The 18951-nt window shown below is 58.4% G+C and carries 19 protein-coding genes; 17 read left to right on the top strand and 2 right to left on the bottom strand.

Annotation, left to right across the window (positions count from 1 at the left end):
- Nucleotides 1-46: 46 nt before the first annotated feature.
- The 4 genes from FE840_RS14205 (at nt 47) to FE840_RS14190 (ending at nt 2946) form a co-directional block, all read left to right on the top strand.
- Nucleotides 47-1075: a zinc-binding dehydrogenase gene (locus FE840_RS14205; protein WP_138286150.1), complete on the top strand. Its 1029-nt coding sequence runs from the start codon at nt 47-49 to the stop codon at nt 1073-1075.
- A 4-nt stretch (nt 1076-1079) separates the two neighbouring features.
- A complete protein-coding gene (locus FE840_RS14200) occupies nt 1080-2009 on the top strand; it encodes a lipid A biosynthesis lauroyl acyltransferase (RefSeq protein WP_138286149.1) in 930 nt (309 codons plus the stop codon).
- A 175-nt stretch (nt 2010-2184) separates the two neighbouring features.
- Complete coding sequence (locus tag FE840_RS14195; RefSeq protein WP_138286148.1) at nt 2185-2649, top strand: hypothetical protein; 465 nt, start codon at nt 2185-2187, stop codon at nt 2647-2649.
- A gap of 30 nt (nt 2650-2679) precedes the next feature.
- Nucleotides 2680-2946, top strand: a complete 267-nt coding sequence (locus FE840_RS14190; protein ID WP_138286147.1) for a PAS domain-containing protein — start codon at nt 2680-2682, stop codon at nt 2944-2946.
- A 69-nt stretch (nt 2947-3015) separates the two neighbouring features.
- Here FE840_RS14190 and FE840_RS14185 read toward each other — a convergent pair whose 3' ends face one another.
- A complete protein-coding gene (locus tag FE840_RS14185; protein ID WP_138286146.1) occupies nt 3016-3510 on the bottom strand; it encodes a hemerythrin domain-containing protein in 495 nt (164 codons plus the stop codon).
- A gap of 287 nt (nt 3511-3797) precedes the next feature.
- On the opposite strand from FE840_RS14185, the gene ccoN reads away from it, so the two are divergent.
- The 12 genes from ccoN to FE840_RS14125 all read left to right on the top strand — a co-directional run bounded on the left by ccoN (nt 3798) and on the right by FE840_RS14125 (nt 16121).
- On the top strand, nt 3798-5426 hold the full coding sequence (ccoN, locus tag FE840_RS14180; protein ID WP_138286145.1) for a cytochrome-c oxidase, cbb3-type subunit I: 1629 nt from the start codon (nt 3798-3800) through the stop codon (nt 5424-5426).
- A gap of 14 nt (nt 5427-5440) precedes the next feature.
- Nucleotides 5441-6172 carry a cytochrome-c oxidase, cbb3-type subunit II gene (gene ccoO, locus FE840_RS14175; RefSeq protein ID WP_138286144.1) on the top strand — a complete coding sequence of 244 codons (732 nt, stop codon included), beginning with the start codon at nt 5441-5443 and terminating at the stop codon, nt 6170-6172.
- Between the two features lie 10 nt (nt 6173-6182).
- Nucleotides 6183-6335: a cbb3-type cytochrome c oxidase subunit 3 gene (locus FE840_RS14170; protein ID WP_138286143.1), complete on the top strand. Its 153-nt coding sequence runs from the start codon at nt 6183-6185 to the stop codon at nt 6333-6335.
- Nucleotides 6336-6338: 3 nt separating this feature from the next.
- Entirely contained in the window at nt 6339-7208 is an 870-nt protein-coding gene (ccoP, locus tag FE840_RS14165; RefSeq protein ID WP_138286142.1) for a cytochrome-c oxidase, cbb3-type subunit III, read from the top strand.
- A gap of 237 nt (nt 7209-7445) precedes the next feature.
- A complete protein-coding gene (gene ccoG, locus FE840_RS14160; RefSeq protein WP_138286141.1) occupies nt 7446-9029 on the top strand; it encodes a cytochrome c oxidase accessory protein CcoG in 1584 nt (527 codons plus the stop codon).
- Nucleotides 9026-9514: a FixH family protein gene (locus FE840_RS14155; RefSeq protein WP_138286140.1), complete on the top strand. Its 489-nt coding sequence runs from the start codon at nt 9026-9028 to the stop codon at nt 9512-9514. Before ccoG ends, FE840_RS14155 begins: the two co-directional genes overlap by 4 nt.
- A gap of 3 nt (nt 9515-9517) precedes the next feature.
- Entirely contained in the window at nt 9518-11818 is a 2301-nt protein-coding gene (locus FE840_RS14150; protein WP_138286139.1) for a cation-translocating P-type ATPase, read from the top strand.
- Complete coding sequence (gene ccoS / locus FE840_RS14145) at nt 11815-11970, top strand: cbb3-type cytochrome oxidase assembly protein CcoS (RefSeq protein ID WP_138286138.1); 156 nt, start codon at nt 11815-11817, stop codon at nt 11968-11970. Before FE840_RS14150 ends, ccoS begins: the two co-directional genes overlap by 4 nt.
- Before the next feature lie 103 nt (nt 11971-12073).
- Nucleotides 12074-13495, top strand: coding sequence for an NADP-dependent phosphogluconate dehydrogenase (gene gndA / locus FE840_RS14140; RefSeq protein ID WP_138286137.1), 1422 nt, complete (start codon nt 12074-12076; stop codon nt 13493-13495).
- Between the two features lie 78 nt (nt 13496-13573).
- Nucleotides 13574-14425, top strand: a complete 852-nt coding sequence (locus FE840_RS14135) for an MBL fold metallo-hydrolase (protein WP_138286136.1) — start codon at nt 13574-13576, stop codon at nt 14423-14425.
- Between the two features lie 323 nt (nt 14426-14748).
- The gene (locus FE840_RS14130; protein WP_171033657.1) at nt 14749-15738 is read left to right on the top strand and encodes a GGDEF domain-containing protein; all 990 of its coding nucleotides are present in this window, start codon (nt 14749-14751) and stop codon (nt 15736-15738) included.
- A gap of 164 nt (nt 15739-15902) precedes the next feature.
- Nucleotides 15903-16121, top strand: coding sequence for a TetR family transcriptional regulator C-terminal domain-containing protein (locus tag FE840_RS14125; protein WP_138286134.1), 219 nt, complete (start codon nt 15903-15905; stop codon nt 16119-16121).
- Between the two features lie 47 nt (nt 16122-16168).
- Here the strand turns inward: FE840_RS14125 and FE840_RS14120 are convergent, their stop codons facing one another.
- Entirely contained in the window at nt 16169-17206 is a 1038-nt protein-coding gene (locus FE840_RS14120; protein ID WP_138286133.1) for a LacI family transcriptional regulator, read from the bottom strand.
- A gap of 450 nt (nt 17207-17656) precedes the next feature.
- Between FE840_RS14120 and FE840_RS14115 the strand changes: the two genes are divergently transcribed.
- Nucleotides 17657-18889: an ABC transporter substrate-binding protein gene (locus FE840_RS14115; protein ID WP_138286132.1), complete on the top strand. Its 1233-nt coding sequence runs from the start codon at nt 17657-17659 to the stop codon at nt 18887-18889.
- Nucleotides 18890-18951: the final 62 nt, after the last annotated feature.

Below are 18951 nucleotides of genomic sequence, written 5' to 3'. Positions count from 1 at the left end.
AGCCTTTGGCAGAAGAAGTGACGCCCAACGGGCGAGGAAAGATCCTATGCGCGCATTGCAACTCGTTGAAGACCGCAAGCTTGAAATCGTCGACCTGCCGGAACCGGAGGCTCCCGGTCCCGGTGAAGTGACATTGAGGGTCAAGGCGGTTGCGCTCAACCATATCGATGTCTGGGGCTGGCGCGGCATGGCCTTTGCCAAGCGCAAGATGCCATTGGTGATCGGTGCGGAAGCGTCCGGCGTCGTCGAGGCAATCGGTCCTGGTGTCGGAAACATCCTGCATGGCCAGCTTGCCGCCGTCTATGGCGCGCGCACCTGTGGCCTTTGCAAGCCGTGCCGGGAAGGGCGCGACAACCTCTGCGAAAACGTGTCCGGCGTTCACGGCTTTCACCTTGATGGTTTTGCCCAGGAAAAAATCAACCTTCCTGCGCGTCTTCTCGTTCCAGCACCGCCCGGTGTCGATGCTGTCGGAGCAGCCCTCTCACCCGTCACCTTCGGGACGGTCGAGCATATGCTGTTTGACAATGCCAAGCTTGAGCCGGGTGAAACCATCCTCGTGCATGCCGGCGGTTCAGGCATCGGGACGGCGGCGATCCAGCTTGCCAAGAAGATGGGCTGCACCGTGATCACGACCGTCGGCTCCGACGACAAGATCGAACCCGCCAAGGCCTTGGGCGCCGATCATGTCATCAACTACCGCAAGGATCGCTTCGAGGGCGTGGTACGCAAGCTCACCAAGAAGAAGGGCGTCGATGTCGTCTTCGAGCATGTCGGCAAGGACACCTGGGCGGGCTCGATGCTCTGCCTGAAGCGCGGTGGTCGTCTGGTCACCTGCGGTTCGACCTCCGGTGTTTCCACCGACATGAACCTCATGATGCTCTTCCAGCAGCAATTGAAGCTTTTGGGCTCCTTCGGATGCCGGATGGAGAACATGGCGAATGCCATGCAGAAGATGGCGCGCGGCATCGTGCATCCGGTGATCGACACCGAAGTCACATTCGATGACATCGACAAGGCATTGGCGCGTATGGAAGGGCGGCAGGTCTTCGGGAAAATCGTCCTCAAGATGGATTGATCTGGTGAAGCAGATCATCACCCGCATCGTTCTGGCGGCTCGAAACCTGTCTCAATGGCTGGTGGCGCAATTTGCTTTCGTGTCCTTGACGCTGCTGAAGCTGTTCCCGGCAGACGCGGCCATCAATTTTGCCGATCGGGTCATGCGGTGGATTGGGCCCAAGACCCGGCGCCACCGCTTGATGCTTACAAACCTTCAGCGCGCCTATCCGGAGAAGAATGCGGCGGAGATCGAGGCAATTGCGCTGGCAAGCTGGGGCCATATGGGCCGGCTTGCGGCGGAATATGTCTTTCTTGACGAGCTTTTCGATTTTGATCCGGCAAAGCCGGGGCAGGGGCGGGTAGAGGTCTCAGGGGTCGATCTCTTCCTCGAGCTGCGTGACAATCCGCGCCCGTTCATCGTCTTTACCGGGCATACGGCCAATTTCGAACTCCTGCCGGTGGCGGGTGCCGCATTCGGGCTTTATGTCACGGTGCTGTTTCGCCCGCCGAACAACCCCTATATCGCGGAAAAGGTTTTTGCCTTTCGTGAGCGGCGGATGGGCAAACTCGTGCCCTCCCATGCGGGGTCCTCCTTCGCGCTTGCGCGCCAGCTTGAGCAGGGCGGTGGCGTGGGCGTCCTTGTGGACCAGAAGTTCTGGAAGGGTGTTGACACGCAGTTCTTTGGCAACCCAGTGAAGACCAATCCGCTTCTGGGAAAGCTTGCCCGCCAGTTCGAATGTGACGTCTATCCGGCGCGCTGCATTCGCTTGCCGGGCAACCGTTTCCGCCTTGAGATCGAACCCAAGGTCGCTTTGCCGCGCAATGAGCGCGGACAATTGGATGTGGCAGCCACGGCGCAGCTGTTGAATGACAAGGTCGAGACCTGGGTGCGTGAGTATCCGGAGCAGTGGCTCTGGTATCATGACCGGTGGAGCATCAAGAACGAGATCTGACAGGCCGGTTGCAGTTAAGGGCCTGACGGGGCCGAAAGGCCTGCCATTGTCGGTGATCTAGATATTTTTTGGGCTTGGCGCATCCGTTCCTGCGCATTCATTGAAGGTGACAGGATCGCGTGTTAACGCTGCGAATCATATGGATTGTGATATCTGTTGTTGTGATGTCACAAGGATGCTGGCGGAGTACGTGGGATTGGCTGCAGATTCATCACCAGAGGATTGCCTGGAGCCGATTTATGAGGCGGTTGTACTGATGAACAGGCAGTTGCAGTGGGCGATTGCCGTTGGCGATGATGCGTTGGTTGATTCTCTGGATCGGCAACTGCACAGCTTGACAACTGCCTTTTTGGCCCACAGGGCTGTCACCTTCTCCGACTTGAACAGGCAGATCCGCTTTGCCATTCAGATGATCGAAGAGAACGCTGATGATCGTGCCAGTGTCCTTCGGCACCTGGCATCTCTTTCGGGACTGATCGATCGTGGTGTCGCGCGGGATGGCTTGGTATCAGGCGGCATGGCATCTTCGCAAACTGGACCTATCGGCGCGGCTTCAATCGCCATTTATGAAAATCTCAGCGACGTCATCTTGAATTGCTTGCCCGAGAAGGTCGCGGTCCTCACCGGTGATTATCGCTAGCTCTTTATCACCCCCGCCCTCGCGAGCGTCATGACGACTACCCCGATCGAGTTGATTGGTCGATCGATCTTCGAGTTTGGTTTTGATGTTGAAAGCCGCCAAGCGCTGGGAGCTCAGCTCGACCGCTGCTTCAACGGTGCGGATGGCACGATTTCCTGTCATATCGTACCGTCGAACGGCCAGCCAGTCGCAGTCACGGGACGGCTGACCGCCATGCGGGATGTGGGAGGCCAGGTTACAGGCGCATTGATCATCTTCGCCCGTTGCAATCATGCAACCGGTGACTTGGCCGCTTAAACGAACGACATTCAGCTTGCATTTTTCGGGATTTGTTTGGCCAGCAAACTCTTGTTTCTGTTGCCGATCTCACGGCTTCAGCGACTGGACCGCAAAATGCATATCCTTGAGGAGATGCTCGCGTTCAAAGGCGATGTGGCGGCGCACGCTTTCGAAAAAGCCTCGCAACATATAGCCGACCGCCTCCATGTTGACCGCCATACCCGATCCAAGCCGCAGCAGGGCGTCCGTCAGCTCCTCGGCAAAGCATTCGTCCTCGCAATGCTCGAACTTCAGCCTCTCCAGAGTTTCATTCAAGGTGTCAGAGCCTCCAGATTTATGCTCGAGATACGGAAACAAGACCGTTTCCTCATAGTGATGCACGCCCTTGAAAAGCGGTCCGAGGGCTTTGGCAGCATAAATGCATTTCTGGCGATTGATCTTGCTGGGAAGTGAATCGGCAATCTCCTCCAGCTCCTCGCAGAGTGCCAGCTGCTCGTCATGCGCCTGATGTAGCCATGCGAGTGAGCCTTCACCATAGGCCATGATCGGCTTGCTGCTGCCTTGCGAGGTTCTTGTCTGCATTGTTCTGTCTCCGACGTGTCTTTCCCGCATGGGGCGAGTTTCCGTCATTTGAGCCTCTTTCTTGGGATACGCAGCTGAGGCTTTGCGTCAGCATCGGGCGATGGTCGGTCTACGTTCATCTTTCTTCTGCTGTGACCAAGCGTCTCAGGAGACGCAGATTTCCGCATTGATTTGGATCAAGGTGCGTTGGCCCCATGAGTGCGATTTGTGCAGTCGACGCGGGAGGATTCTCGATCTTGAGAAGGACTTTCGCGATTTGATCAGCAAGACGTTGGGGGATTCCAACAATGAACTACACGTTTGAGACACTGGTGATGGCGTTGCTCGCCTTCGCTGCGCTGCTCGGGGTTGCCTTTGCCCATGACAGCCTCTTTGCCGCCCATATGTGGGTGGCCTTTTTCGTGCTCGCGGGGGGTACGGTCATCATGTTGAGGCGCATGTCCTTTGCGCCGGTCAACGCAGCGGTCATCGCGCGCTCCAAGTCCGAGTATCAGGACGAGGTGGTGCGCTACGGTGTCATCGCAACAGTCTTTTGGGGCGTCGTCGGCTTTCTGGTTGGGGTCGTGGTGTCCCTTCAGCTTGCCTATCCGGACCTCAACCTGGGACCCTATCTGACATTCGGTCGTCTTCGTCCCTTGCACACATCAGCGGTCATTTTCGCGTTTGGCGGCAACGCCCTGATTGCGACCTCGTTCTATGTCGTGCAGCGGACCTCGCGCCAGCGTCTGTTTGGCGGCAATCTGCCCTGGTTTGTCTTCTGGGGCTACCAGTTCTTTATCGTGATGGCCGCGACCGGCTATCTCCTCGGCATCACCCAGGGCCGTGAATATGCCGAGCCGGAATGGTATGTCGATATCTGGCTGACGATCGTCTGGGTCGCCTACCTGATCACCTTCATGGGCACGATCATGACCCGGAAGGAGAGCCACATCTATGTGGCGAACTGGTTCTACCTGTCCTTCATCGTCACGATTGCCATGCTGCATATCGTCAACAATCTGGCGATGCCGATCTCGTTCCTTGGCGTGAAGAGCTACTCGGCCTTTTCAGGCGTTCAGGATGCCCTGACGCAGTGGTGGTATGGCCACAATGCGGTCGGCTTCTTCCTGACCGCAGGCTTCCTTGGAATGATGTACTATTTCGTTCCAAAGCAGGCAGGCCGTCCGGTCTATTCCTATCGGCTGTCGATCATCCACTTCTGGGCCCTGATCTTCATGTATATCTGGGCTGGTCCGCACCATCTGCACTACACGGCTTTGCCTGACTGGGCGCAGACACTCGGTATGGTCTTTTCGATCATGCTCTGGATGCCTTCCTGGGGTGGTATGATCAACGGTCTGATGACGCTGTCCGGCGCCTGGGACAAGATCCGTACGGATCCGATCATCCGCATGATGGTCATTGCGATCGCCTTCTATGGCATGTCGACCTTCGAAGGTCCGATGATGTCGATCAAGGCCGTCAACTCGCTCAGCCACTATACCGAATGGACCATTGGTCACGTTCACTCCGGTGCCCTTGGCTGGGTTGGCATGATCACCTTCGGTGCCGTCTACTACCTGACGCCGAAGCTGTGGAACCGCAACCGCCTCTATTCGCTGCGGATGGTCAACTGGCATTTCTGGCTCGCCACGCTCGGCATCGTCGTCTACGCGGCCGTCATGTGGGTCGCCGGTATCCAGCAGGGCCTGATGTGGCGCGAATACGACAGCCAGGGCTTCCTGGTCTACTCCTTCGCGGAGTCTGTTTCTGCCATGCATCCCTATTACGTGCTCAGAACGGTCGGCGGTGCCATGTACCTCGTTGGCGGTGTGATCATGGCCTACAACATCGCCATGACCATCTTTGGTTACGAGCGTGAGGAAGCGCCGATCACCGGCTCGACCGCACCTGCTGCCCTGCAGCCAGCTGAATAAGAAGGAAGGCTCATATGTCTATTCTTGATAAACACGCAATCCTCGAGAAGAATGCGAGCCTTCTCTTCCTCGGATCCCTGGTGGTTGTCACCATCGGGGGTATCGTGGAAATCGTCCCGCTGTTCTATCTTGAGAACACCATCGAAAAGGTGGAGGGCATGCGGCCCTACGCTCCGCTCGAACTGGCCGGACGCAACATCTATATCCGCGAAGGCTGCTATGTCTGTCATAGCCAGATGGTCCGTCCGTTCCGGGACGAGGTTGAGCGCTATGGTCACTACAGCCTTGCTGCAGAGTCCATGTACGATCATCCGTTCCAATGGGGATCTAAGCGTACCGGACCGGATCTTGCCCGCGTCGGTGACCGCTACTCGAATGAGTGGCATGTCCAGCACCTGGTTGATCCGCGCTCCGTCGTGCCGGAATCGATCATGCCGAGCTATGCCTTCCTGAAGGAGACACCGCTCAAGATCACCGATGTCGGCATGATGCTTTCTGCGAACCGTGCGGTCACCGTTCCCTATACAGACGAGATGATTGCCGAGGCCGAAGCTGACCTTGAAGCCCAGGCCGATCCAAATGCCGATACGGACGGGCTTCTGGCCCGCTATCCGAAGGCCAAGATCGGTGACTTTGATGGCGATCCGGCAAAGCTGACCGAGATGGACGCGCTGGTTGCCTATCTCCAGATGCTCGGCACCTTGGTGGACTTTTCCACCTATGACGACGCATCCGGTTATCGCTGAGGAGGCTGGAATGGAAACCTATACAGCTTTGCGCCAATTCGCCGACAGCTGGGCCCTGCTTGCCATGGTCATCTTCTTCATCGGCGTGATCATCTTTACCTTCCGCCCCGGTGGCAAGAAATCTGCCGACCACGCGGCTCATATCCCTCTCAGGGAGGATTGAAAAATGGCTGACAAAAAACACATCGACGAAATCAGCGGCGTCGAAACAACCGGCCATGAGTGGGACGGTATTCGCGAATTGAACAATCCGATGCCGCGTTGGTGGGTTTGGACCTTCTACGCGACCATCGTCTGGTCGATCGGCTATACCATTGCCTACCCGGCCTGGCCGCTCCTGACCGACAACACCAAAGGCCTGCTCGGCTATTCGAGCCGCGCGGAAGTCGCAGAGGAAATCGAGACCGCCAAGCTAGCCCAGTCCGGCTATCTGGAACGGATCGCCGAATTGCCACTCACGGAGATCGTTGCGGATCGTGAACTGGTTCAGTTTGCTGTGGCCGGAGGCGCGGCTGCCTTCCGCGTGAATTGTTCCACATGCCACGGCTCGGGAGCTGCCGGTGGCCCTGGCGGCTATCCGAACCTCAACGATGACGACTGGCTGTGGGGTGGCGATCTCGATTCGATCTACACCACCATTGCCCACGGCATTCGCTACACCAATGACCCGGACAGCCGTGTATCCGAGATGCCCGCCTATGCGGACATCCTTCAGCCGGAGGAGATCAGACAGGTTGCGGCCTATGTCGTCAGCCTGACGGGAACACCTCGCGATGCATCGATGGTGGAGCCAGGGCAGCAGATCTTCATGGATAACTGCGCGGCCTGCCATGGCGACGATGCGCGAGGCATTCGCGATCTCGGTGCGCCAAACCTGGCCGATGCCATCTGGCTGAAGGCTGAAGGTGAAGCCGGGATTGCTGCACAGATTGCGCAACCCAAGCATGGCGTCATGCCAGGTTGGGTCGGTCGTCTCGGTGATCCGACGATCAAGCAACTGGCGGTCTTCGTGCACTCGCTCGGCGGTGGCGAATGAGGTTTTGCAAGGCGCGGATGGCAGCAATGGAAGCGCCGTCCCATCCTTGCGGAAACTCCCGTGCTCAGCCTTTTGTCTTTGAAACTGGCCCCGGCAAACCTGCCGGGGCCTTTTCCTTTGGCCCCGTCAATCTGGCATCCGTCAAAATATGCGGCGGTTCGCCGCTGCTTGACTTAAGTCAAGGTGCGGATGGGCTCGACGAGGGAAAAGGGAAACCGAAGCAAAAGGTTCTCTGTCATGGATGTTCAACATCAACCCAATTCCGCCGACGAACCCGCCATCGAGCGGGTGGACGTCGAAGCCGTAAACTCGGCAGCGCGCCGGAAACCACTCTATGAGGCGCGCAAGAAGATTTTCCCGAAGCGGGCGGAGGGGCAGTTCCGCCGGTTCAAGTGGATCGTGATGGCGGTGACACTTGGAATCTATTATCTGACACCCTGGCTACGCTGGGATCGGGGCGAATTTGCACCCGACCAGGCGGTCTTGATCGATCTTGCCCATCGGCGCTTTTATTTCTTCTTCATCGAAATCTGGCCGCAGGAATTCTTTTTCGTTGCTGGCCTGTTGGTTATGGCCGGCTTTGGTCTCTTTCTGCTCACCTCTGCCGTCGGTCGCGCCTGGTGCGGCTATACCTGTCCCCAGACGGTCTGGGTCGACCTCTTTCTGGTGGTCGAACGGGCGATTGAAGGAGACCGCAATGCGCGGATCAAGCTGGAAGGTGCGCCCTGGGGCTTCGACAAGATCACCAAGCGGGTTTCCAAACATGCGATCTGGTTGCTCATTGCCGTGCTGACGGGCGGCGCCTGGATATTCTATTTTGCCGACGCGCCGACGCTCGCCTGGGATTTCGTGACAGGTAATGCAGCGCCTGTTGCCTATATAACGGTCGCGATCCTCACTGCCACGACCTACGTCTTTGGCGGGCTGATGCGGGAGCAGGTCTGCATTTATATGTGCCCTTGGCCGCGTATCCAGGCTGCGATGCTGGATGAGAAATCGCTGGTCGTCACCTATAATGACTGGCGGGGAGAGCCGCGCACGCGTCACGCCAAAAAGGCGGTGGCAGCGGGACAGTCAGTGGGCGATTGTGTTGACTGCAATGCCTGCGTTGTCGTCTGTCCCATGGGCATTGATATTCGTGATGGTCAGCAGCTTGAGTGCATTACCTGCGCGCTTTGCATTGATGCCTGCGATAATGTCATGGACAAGATCGGCAAGCCCCGTGGTCTTATCGCCTATTCGACGCTTGAGGAATACCAATCGAATATGGCTCTCGCCACAAATAATGGTGCGAGTGCCATTGACCCGACGCGGGTGCGCAAGCCTGACGGCTCGTTCAGCGACAAGGTGCGCCATTTCGACTGGAAGGTGATCTTCCGCCCAAGGACGCTGATGTATATGGCGGTCTGGCTGGCTGTTGGTGTAGCCCTCTTCGTTGCTCTGCTGAGCCGCGATCGCCTCGAGCTGAACGTCCTGCATGATCGCAATCCGCAATATGTGCTTGAGTCCGACGGCTCGATCCGCAATGGCTATACGATCCGCATCCTCAACATGATCCCTCAGCCCCGCGACATCCAGATCACGCTGGACTGGTTGCCGGAAGCGACGATGAAGATCAATGGCGTCTCGGAGGCGCCGGGCAAGTCCTTCACCGTGTCCGCCGAGCCCGACGAGGCCACGACCCTCAAGGTTTTCGTGACCCTTCCTGGCGACAAGGTCGCCTGGGCATCCGAGGAAATCCGCTTCATCGCCGAAGATACACAGAGCGATGAACGCGACGAATATGTTTCAGTCTTCAACGCTCCGGGAGCCAGCAGATGAACACGCAAACAAAGACCGGTTTCACCTTTACGGGATGGCATATGCTGGCCAGCATGCTCGCCTTCTTCGGAACGATCATCACGGTGAACTTCACCATGGCCTATCTGGCCAGTTCGACCTGGAGCGGGCTCGTGGTGAAGAACACCTATGTTGCGAGCCAGGAATTCAACGGCAAGACAGCCGCGATCCGCGCCATGCTGGCGACAGGGATTGAGGGCGAGTTGACAGTCGATCGGCGAGGGGTCGTCTATCATCTGACCATGCCGGATCAGCAGGTGGTCGAAGCGGATGTGGTGACCGCGCATTTCAAGCGCCCGGTCGGAGAGAAGCAGAATTTCATGCTGACCCTGCTGCCAGCGGGTGACGGGCGCTTTGTTGCCAGCAAGGAGATTCTGGACGGTGGCTGGATTGTCGAATTGATCGCCAGCCGCGATGGCCAAACCATCATGCACGAAGCCGAACGCATTTTTGTGGCGGGAGAATAAGTCATGAGTTGCTGCGCCGCCGGAACGGAAGGTGCACTGGACCTTGAGCGCGCGCCGCACAAGCTACCTTCGGCCGAGGAACTGGTGATTTCAAGCCGCAGTGTCGGTCCCGGCCTGATGCAGACCGATCTTGCGGTTCCGGCCGTTCATTGCGGCACCTGCATTACGACGGTCGAACAGGCCCTGCGCGCGCTGCCACAGGTGGAGCGTGCGCGCGTCAATCTGTCGACCAAGCGCGTGTCGGTCGTCTGGCGCGAAACGGTTGACGGCGTCGAGAGCGATCCTGTTGATCTGCCGCGTGCCATTGCCGCGACCGGATACGACTCTCATCTCTTCACCGCTGCCGAGCAGGCGTCGGATACTTTGCGCAACCAGTTGATCCGTGCCGTCGCCGTTTCCGGCTTTGCTGCGACCAATATCATGCTTCTCTCCGTTTCCGTCTGGTCGGGTGCGGATGCGGCAACGCGGGATCTGTTTCACTGGATTTCCGCGATGATCTGTGCGCCGGCTTTGATTTATGCCGGGCGGTTTTTCTACCAGTCGGCCTGGAATGCAATACGGCATGGTCGGACCAATATGGATGTGCCAATTGCGATCGGGATCACGCTTTCCTATTTCGCCTCGCTCTGGGAAACGATGAACCATGGCGAGCACGCCTATTTCGACGCGACCGCATCGCTCCTGTTTTTCCTGCTGATTGGCCGCACCCTTGACCATGTCATGCGTGATCGTGCGCGTTCTGCCATCAGCGGTCTTGCGCGGCTCAATCCTCGCGGCGCCATGGTGGTCGGCATTGATGGATCACGCGAGTACCGGGCAATTGACGAGATATCGGTCGGTGATCAAATCGCCATTGCAGCCGGCGACCGCATCCCGGTCGACGGGCGGGTGATTGGCGGCGGAAGCGATATCGACATGTCGATCGTCAATGGCGAAAGCGCGCCGGTTCCGGTGAAACCGGGCGATCTCGTGCAGGCCGGCACACTCAGTCTGACGGGATCGCTGACGATCGAGGCGACGGCTACGGCCCGCAACTCGTTCCTCTCCGAAATCATCAACCTGATGGAAGCGGCCGAAGGCGGACGCGCCCGATATCGCCGCATTGCCGATCGCGCGGCCCAGTACTACTCGCCGGTCGTGCATCTCCTGGCGATCTCGGCCTTCTTCGCCTGGGGTTTTTATGATGGCGACTGGAAGCATGCGATGATGGTCGCCATTGCGGTCCTGATCATCACTTGCCCCTGTGCGCTTGGTCTTGCCGTGCCCGTCGTACAGGTTGTTGCCGCCGGGCGGCTTTTCAAGGCGGGCATCATGGTCAAGGATGGCTCGGCGATGGAGCGCCTTGCTGAAATCGATATGATCGCCTTCGACAAGACGGGCACCCTGACACTCGGGCGACCGAAGCTTGTGGCCGATCATGCCATGGATCCGAACACCATGGCGCTTGCTGCAGGGCTTGCGGTCCATTCCCGACATCCGTTGTCACAGGCGCTGGCAAGGGCACAGGCGGGACCGGTCACCGTCTTTGACGGGGTTAAAGAGATCCCCGGTTCGGGCATCGTCGCTCACAAGGGTGAGGACGTCTACCGATTGGGCAATCGGCGCTTCGCCTGTGAAGGGCAGGGCAGTGGCCGTGCAGACAGCGCCTATTCGGAGGTCGTTCTTTCGAAGAACATGGTCGAAATTGCTGCTTACCGCTTCGAAGATATGTTGCGTCCGCATGCTGTCGCGGCCATTGCCGATGTGAAGCGGCGCGGTTTTACCCTCGGCATCCTCTCGGGCGACCGTGCGCCGGTCGTGTCGGCGATTGCGGGCAAGCTCGGCATAGCCAACTGGAAGGCGGACCTGTCACCCAAGGAGAAAGCCGGCTTCTGTGCAGAGGCGGAGACAGAGGGGGCCAAGCTTCTGATGGTCGGCGACGGGATCAATGATGCGCCGGCCTTGACCGCTGCCCATGTGTCGATGGCACCGGCGACTGCTGCTGATGTCGGGCGCCAGGCTGCCGACTTCGTCTTCATGCGCGACGGGTTGGATGCGGTTCCCTTTGCCATTGAAGCCTCGCAACGGGCCGGGCGTCTGATCAAGGAAAACTTCGCTCTCGCGATTGGCTACAATGTGATTGCGGTCCCGATCGCTCTTCTGGGCTATGCGACGCCCCTGATTGCCGCGGTTGCCATGTCGACCTCTTCCATCATCGTGGTGGTCAATGCCCTGCGACTCAACCGCCTGACCATTGCCACCGACACGCTTGCTGACAGCGGCAGCGCTGTCGTATCGCCCTCGAAAGCGAGGTTTGCCGCATGAATATGCTGATCTACCTGATCCCGATCGCGCTTTTTCTCGGTGGCCTTGGGCTGGTTGCCTTTCTCTGGTCGCTGAAGAGCGGCCAGTATGAGGATCTCGATGGTGCCGCCTGGCGGGCCATCAGCGAAGACGACGACCGCCCGGAGCGCTGAGCCGTTTTTTTGTTGACCAATTGATCAAGTTTTGACCTTGCCGCCTTTGGGTGAGGATGCGAAAACGAGCCTCTTTAATCGATTTGCATGTGGAGGCTTTATCGTGCAGCAAGCGGAAATCGGACTGATCGGTCTTGGCGTCATGGGCTCCAATCTGGCGCTCAATATTGCCGAAAAGGGCAATCGCATCGCGGTTTTCAACCGCACGCCGGCGCGCACGGACGAATTCCTCGCAGAGGCTGGCGATCTGGCCGGCCAGATCATCGGTTGCCATACGATCGAAGAGTTCGTCGCCGCCATCCGTCCGCCGCGTCCGATCATCATCATGATCAAGGCCGGTGACGCCGTTGATCAGCAGATGGCAGCCCTTATGCCGCATCTCGCGAAGAACGACATCATGATCGACGCAGGCAATGCCAATTTCCGCGATACGGTTGCGCGTTTCGAGCGGCTCGCCGGAACCGACGTGACCTTTATCGGCATGGGTGTGTCCGGTGGCGAGGAAGGTGCCCGTCACGGTCCGTCGATCATGGTCGGCGGCACCGAGGAAAGCTGGAAGCGCGTCGAACCCGTCCTCACTTCGATCGCTGCCAAATTCAACGGTGAGCCCTGCGTTGCCTGGCTCGGCACCGATGGCGCCGGTCACTTCGTCAAGACGATCCACAATGGCATCGAATATGCCGACATGCAGATGATCGCAGAGATCTACGGCATCTTGCGCGATGGTCTGAAGATGTCGGCTGCCGAAATCGGCGAGATCTTCGGCCAGTGGAACAAGGGCCGACTGAATTCCTACCTGATCGAGATCACCGAAAAGGTGCTGAAGGCGACCGATCCGGAAACCGGCAAGCCGATGGTTGACATGATCGTCGATGCCGCTGGTCAGAAGGGCACCGGCAAGTGGTCGGCCATCGAGGCGCAAAACCTCGCGGTTGCCGCATCCGGCATCGAGGCCGCCGTTGCCGGTCGCGTGCTGTCCTCGCTGCGCGAAGAGCGTATTGCGGCCGAAAAGCTTTTCGGCCTGCCCGCACTGGCCGAGGCGCCGAAGGACAAGGCCGCTTTCATCGCCGATCTCGAGAACGCGCTGCTCGCCGCCAAGATCGCGGCCTATGCTCAGGGCTTTGCGGTCATGTCTGCGGCGTCTGCCGAATTCAACTGGTCGCTCCCAATGCCGACAATTGCCAAGATCTGGCGCGCTGGCTGCATCATCCGTTCGCAGTTCCTCGACGAGATAACCTCGGCCTTCACCAAGGATCCGAACGTTGCCAACCTCGTGGTAACTCCTGCCTTCGCCGAGATGGTCAAGGAAACCGATGGTGCGCTGCGTCGGGTCGTCGCGCATGCAGCGCTGTCGGGCCTTCCGGTTCCGGCGCTGTCGTCGGCGCTCTCCTATTTCGACACCTATCGTCGCGGTCGCGGCACGGCGAACCTCATCCAGGCGCAGCGCGATTTCTTCGGAGCGCATGGCTTCGACCGCCTCGACGGCAAGGACATTCATCACGGCCCCTGGGCCGGCCAGTTCTGAGTTCGTCAGAAGACGTGCAGAGGGGTCGAGGTCCGATATCCGGTGATGTCGGGCCTCGTTTTTGTTGGGAGCCTTTTCATGACAGACATGCTGACACTTCTGGGGACCAAGGGTGGTCCGGCAATTCGGCCAGGCGGACCCAATCCGACATCAAGCCTGCTGACGCTTTCCGGTCGGCGGATCGTCATTGATTGCGGTCTGGGCGTCTCTCGGGCTCTTGTCGAGACCGGTATGCTGCTCAAGGAGCTGGACCTGATTTTCATCACGCATCTGCATTCTGACCATGTTCTGGAGCTTGGTCCGCTTCTCCATACCGCCTGGACCACCGGCCTTGCCCACCAGGTCACCGTGTATGGCCCTTGCGGCACACAGGCGCTCTGGCAGGGCTTCCTGCAATCGATGGCATTCGACATCCAGATCCGAATCGATGACGAGGGGCGGCCAGATCTGGCGCAGCTGGTGACGATCGTGGAATACGGTCCGGGGCTCGTCCTCGATGGTGACGGGTTGCGAGTGGACGCGCTTCGTGTCGATCACCCGCCCGTCACGGATTGCTTTGCGCTCAAGTTCGGTGGGAATGGCAAGACCATCGTGTTTTCAGCCGATACGGCCTATTTCGCGCCGCTTGCCGAGTTCGCGACCGGGGCGGATGTTCTTGTGCATGAGGCGATGTTGCCTGAAGGCATCGAAGGCATCGTCCGTCGGACGGGCAATGGCGCTCGTCTTTACGAGCATCTGGTCGCGTCACACAGTTTCGCTGCCGAGGCCGGTCGTGTTGCTGCGGATGCCAGGGTTGGCTGCCTTGTCTTGAATCACCTGATTCCTGCCGATGATCCAAACTTTGGCGAAAAAGACTGGATAGAAGCGCTCCAGCCTGTTTGGTCTGGACCGCTCGTTGTTGGAAAAGACGGCATTTCAGTGCCATTGTGATTGGCCAGCAACGTTTGGCCTGGGAATTCGGTTCAACGGATAAAATGCGATCGATTCGATTGAGTGGCAGTTAACATCTCGACCTTAGCGTCGGGAGGCAATTAATAAAGTCTTTCGATTTCAGGCGCCCTTCGATGTTGTCCGTTAACGTCCCCACAATTCTGCTTGGCGGGTTTGCCACCCTTTCCGTGCTTTGTGTCGTATATTTGCGGAGCTGGTGGGCAGAGCCCCAGCGTCACGATTACGCAATTCTCGCATCCGCGATGGGTAGTGGTGGCGCGGACGCATTCTTGGGCGCCTTTCATCATGGGGGCTATCATTTCTTGACTGTCTCGGTCGCGCAGGGGCTCATGCTTCTCGGCATGGCGCTGGCATGGCAGGGCTTGCGTCTTTTTGACGGACGCAGCATCTACATTCGACTGGCTGCCGTTGGGCCTGCGCTCTGGGTTCTGCTGAGCTTTTCGGTGCCTGCGCTGCAGCTTGACGGTAATCTTCGTTTCGTCGTCGGTCTGGCATTTGCAAGCGGCTATTCTGCTCTGATGGTCTGGGAGCATCTTACCGGCGGCGGCAATGAGTATCTGCCGAGTCGTCCTTTGCTGCTTCGGTGGTTCACACTATCGACCGTGACGATGATCGCGGGCACGCTGGCTGCAGTGGTCCAGCCTCTCCCACCGGCTGCGCTGACCGGTGAGACCGCGCCTCTTTGGTACAAGGTTCTGTTGCTTGTCCTCTTTACCAACGCCCTAGCTGCGAGTGTTTCATTGCAAGTCTTGTCCAAGGAACGGCTGCAGCGTGAGGCGCATTGGGCGGCGGCGACCGATAGGCTGACGGGGCTGGCCAACCGCGGCAGTTTCCTTTCTCTGTTAGAGACATTATCGACGAAAGTGCGCGGAGAGGGCGCTTTCCTCTATGTCGACGTGGATCATGTCAAACGGATCAACGACCGCTTCGGACATTCGGGTGGCGATATGGTCTTGAAGACATGCGCCTCGCTCATTTCACGCGAACTGCCGCAAAACGCGCTCGTAGGTCGTTTGGCAGGTGCGGAATTTGCCGCCTATGTGCCTGACTGTGATGTCGCGCGGGCAGAAGCGCTCGGAAACACGATCCGTGAAAGCGTGGCAGAACAGATGTTCATCCTCGCGGACGAGATCGTGTCGGTGACCGTGAGCATAGGTGTTGCTCATGGTGCCATGCAGGTTTCACCCGATGAGTTGCTGAAACGCGCCGACGCCGCGCTTCATACTGCAAAAGTTGGTGGTCGCAACTCGGTCGTGGTCTGGAATGACGGAGATGCGCCATCCTTCGCCTGATGGTGTTGCATGTCGGACGATGTTTCCCGGCTCCCCCCCGCTGTGACAGGGTCTGGCACTTTCCTGCGCCTATGTTCTGCGAAGGCTGCCATAGGTCGCAAGCCTCAGCACGATTTCGAAAGGCCCACGACCCAATAGCTTCACAAGGAGGCCTGTCATCGCGAATGAAGGGCGCTCTAACCGCCGTGCTGACGGTAGGGTGTCATGGCAAGAACTGGCACCAGCCGGACCCTGCCGCGACGGCCCTGCGGCTCAGTGCTCTTCATGACGGGCTTGTTGCCCTTATTCTTTCAGGGCTTGATGCAATTTCGCCTGCCGAAGCGGAACGACATCTCCGCCACGCGTTTCTTCTCGAATGCCAGGGAAGTTTTGAGCCGCGCTGACCAGTGGCTCGGGTGTTATGGAACGAACGAAGACTCCTGGCCTGAGGTCATGCCGTGTGCCAGTGCGGTTCACTGAGGCTTTGCAACAGGCTCGCATCCACACCATCGATCCTCGCGATGATTGCCTTTGCCAGTTCACGACCGGCGTTGCGTACATCTTCCTCTGCCGTGATTATGTCGGAGTTGATCCAGCTTAGAAGTGGCAACCCTTGCTTGGATACAAGATCGAAGGCCTTGCCGATTGGCTTGCCAACTGCCTCTGCCGCCGCATGCACGGCAATCGTTGCACTGCCTGAGGAGGAGATAAGGCCATCCGGCGCATTCTTGCCGCGCATGATATCTTCAATCTTTTGCCGGATTTCCTGGATTGGTGCATCGATGTTGACGGGCAGGGGGACTTCTTCAGCCCCGAAATCCTTCAAACCCTGCAGGAAGCCGCTGCGGGTATGGGCGTAATAGGTCATCTTGCTGGGCGGGGCCAGCAGGGCAATTCGACGGCGACCGCGATCACGCACGAGTCGTTGGACGGCGCCATAGGCGAAGCTCTCATTGTTGAAGTCGTGATAGGGGTGGTCTATTCCCATGTCGGTCCGGCCATGGGTGGCAAAGGGCATGTTCTGCTCATACAGAAGCTTCACCCTGCTGTCCTGTGGCTCTATCCGAGAGATGATCACGCCATCAGCTGAGCCCGTCTCCAGGATATAGCGCACCGGCACCATGGGGTCCTTGCTATGGGCATGCGGCGTCACGACAATGTGGTAAGGCGTGCCGGACAATACTTCGGAAATGCCGACGATCATCTGGCTGGAAAATCCCAGAATTTCTTCATCGATGCCCAACACGAGGGCAATAACATTTGTCTTGCCGGTTCTGAGGCGAACGCCAGCTCGATTGGGCTGGTAACCCAATTGGCGAGCGACCATCCGCACCCGTTGTTTTGTCTCTGCCCCAATGTCAGGGGCATCCTTCAAGGCGCGGGATACGGTGGTTATTCCAAGGCCCGTCATGAAGGCAATTGTCTTCAAGGTCGGTCGTTCTCTCGGCGTCACGGGCGTTGCCAAGTCGCCTTCAAGCTGATCCACCATGGTCTCCCCTGCACATCCTTAGGGCCTTCTTATAGTTGCCTTTTCCATCCCTGCAAACAGTCAGCAACCGAGAAGTCCCAACCTCCCAAGAGGCAAAATCTGTAACGATACAGCTTCTTTGTCGAGAGTTTTTTTGGCAATAGGCGTGATCGAATGCAACCTTTGCGATTATTCTCGCGCAGAGCGCAGGAGAATCCCAGGCTTTCGACAAATATTTGTTGCTGGGCAGCACAATTTGGCTGAAGTCAACCTAAATGACGACAAAACCCCCTGAATTTGGATGCCGCGATGCGGTATCAGGGGAATTCGAAAACGCTTTAAACGTGGAAACTGAATGCAACCATAACGGGAATTAATCGATTTAAAGAATATTTTGAGCCGTATCGGTTGCGCAAGCCCTAGGTTTTGGACTAGATTTTTCCGGCAACGTTTCAGTGAGGGAGGAGACTCATGAATTTTCGTAGTTTTGCAGCCGCTTTGGCGGCAACCGTCGCGCTGCCGTTTGCGTCTGCAAACGCAACGGAGCTTGAAGTAACGCATTGGTGGACGTCTGGTGGCGAGGCGGCAGCGGTTGCCGAGCTGGCCAAGGCGTTCGATGCGACCGGCAACAAATGGGTCGATGGTGCGATCGCCGGTGGCGGTGGTACGGCTCGTCCCATCATGATCAGCCGCATCACCGGTGGCGATCCGATGGGTGCCACACAGTTCAACCACGGCCAGCAGGCGCTGGAACTGGTCGAGGCGGGCCTGATGCTCGATTTGACCGATGTTGCTGAAGCCGAAGGGTGGAAAGAAAAGATCTTCCCGCCGTCGCTTCTGGAAGCCTGCACGGTCGATGGCCGGATCTATTGCGCGCCGGTCAATATTCACTCGCCGGAGTGGCTGTGGCTCTCGAACCAGGCCTTTGCCGATGCCGGCGTTCCGGTTCCGACCAATTGGGACGAGTTCGTCGCCGCAGCGCCGGCTCTCGAAAAAGCCGGCAAGATTCCGCTGGCGCTCGGCAATCAGCCCTGGCAATCCAACCTTGCCTTCGGCGCAATGACGGTTGCTGTTGCCGGCATGGACGTCTGGAAGAAGGTCAATATCGAAAAGGACATGGACGCAGCTGCCGGTCCGGAAATGGCCAAGGTCTTCGCCGCCGCCGCCGATGCCCGCAAGCTCGCTGCCAAGTCGACCGTCCAGGACTGGAACCAGGCCACCAACCTCGTGATCACCGGCCAGGCCGGCGGTCAGTTGATGGGTGACTGGGCGCAGGGCGAATTTGCCGTCGCCGGCAAGGTCGCCGGTCAGGACTACACCTGCCTGCCGGGCCTCGGTGTCAACGAATATCTGTCGACCGGTGGCGACGCCTTCTACTTCCCCAAGCTGAACGATCCGGAAAAGGAAAAGGCTCAGAAGGAACTGGCGGCTCTGATGGTCTCCAAGGAAGTGCAGGTCGCCTTCAACCTGAAGAAGGGTTCGCTGCCGATCCGTGGCGACGTTGATCTGAGTGCAGCCAATGACTGCATGAAGAAGGGCCTGAAGATCCTTGCCGATGGCAATCTCGTGCCGACGGGTGACATGGTCTGGTCCCCGGACGTCGTCAAGCAGAACGAAGACCTGATGGTCGAGTTCTGGAAGTCCGACATGTCGCCGGAAGAAGCCCACAAGAAGTGGGTCGAAAATCTGAAGAGCGGTGCCTGATCGGTACGCAATCAAACGGATTGTCCGGGTCGTCAGCCCGGGCAATCCCGCGCATACAGGGG

Origin of the sequence: Peteryoungia desertarenae (assembly GCF_005860795.2) — a bacterium.
GTDB classification, from domain to species: Bacteria; Pseudomonadota; Alphaproteobacteria; order Rhizobiales; family Rhizobiaceae; genus Allorhizobium; species Allorhizobium desertarenae.
This window is presented reverse-complemented; position numbering and strand designations above follow the sequence as displayed.

Bases quoted from the DNA above. Each gene is read 5' to 3' on its own strand.
- FE840_RS14135 (WP_138286136.1), top strand. From the start codon at position 13,574: ATGACAGACATGCTGACACTTCTGGGGACCAAGGGTGGTCCGGCAATT.
- ccoS (WP_138286138.1), top strand. From the start codon at position 11,815: ATGAATATGCTGATCTACCTGATCCCGATCGCGCTTTTTCTCGGTGGC.
- FE840_RS14150 (WP_138286139.1), top strand. From the start codon at position 9,518: ATGAGTTGCTGCGCCGCCGGAACGGAAGGTGCACTGGACCTTGAGCGC.
- FE840_RS14170 (WP_138286143.1), top strand. From the start codon at position 6,183: ATGGAAACCTATACAGCTTTGCGCCAATTCGCCGACAGCTGGGCCCTG.
- FE840_RS14125 (WP_138286134.1), top strand. From the start codon at position 15,903: ATGAAGGGCGCTCTAACCGCCGTGCTGACGGTAGGGTGTCATGGCAAG.
- FE840_RS14205 (WP_138286150.1), top strand. From the start codon at position 47: ATGCGCGCATTGCAACTCGTTGAAGACCGCAAGCTTGAAATCGTCGAC.
- FE840_RS14195 (WP_138286148.1), top strand. From the start codon at position 2,185: ATGCTGGCGGAGTACGTGGGATTGGCTGCAGATTCATCACCAGAGGAT.
- ccoN (WP_138286145.1), top strand. From the start codon at position 3,798: ATGAACTACACGTTTGAGACACTGGTGATGGCGTTGCTCGCCTTCGCT.
- FE840_RS14115 (WP_138286132.1), top strand. From the start codon at position 17,657: ATGAATTTTCGTAGTTTTGCAGCCGCTTTGGCGGCAACCGTCGCGCTG.
- FE840_RS14190 (WP_138286147.1), top strand. From the start codon at position 2,680: ATGACGACTACCCCGATCGAGTTGATTGGTCGATCGATCTTCGAGTTT.
- ccoO (WP_138286144.1), top strand. From the start codon at position 5,441: ATGTCTATTCTTGATAAACACGCAATCCTCGAGAAGAATGCGAGCCTT.
- FE840_RS14185 (WP_138286146.1), bottom strand. From the start codon at position 3,510: ATGCAGACAAGAACCTCGCAAGGCAGCAGCAAGCCGATCATGGCCTAT.
- ccoG (WP_138286141.1), top strand. From the start codon at position 7,446: ATGGATGTTCAACATCAACCCAATTCCGCCGACGAACCCGCCATCGAG.
- FE840_RS14120 (WP_138286133.1), bottom strand. From the start codon at position 17,206: ATGGTGGATCAGCTTGAAGGCGACTTGGCAACGCCCGTGACGCCGAGA.
- ccoP (WP_138286142.1), top strand. From the start codon at position 6,339: ATGGCTGACAAAAAACACATCGACGAAATCAGCGGCGTCGAAACAACC.
- FE840_RS14155 (WP_138286140.1), top strand. From the start codon at position 9,026: ATGAACACGCAAACAAAGACCGGTTTCACCTTTACGGGATGGCATATG.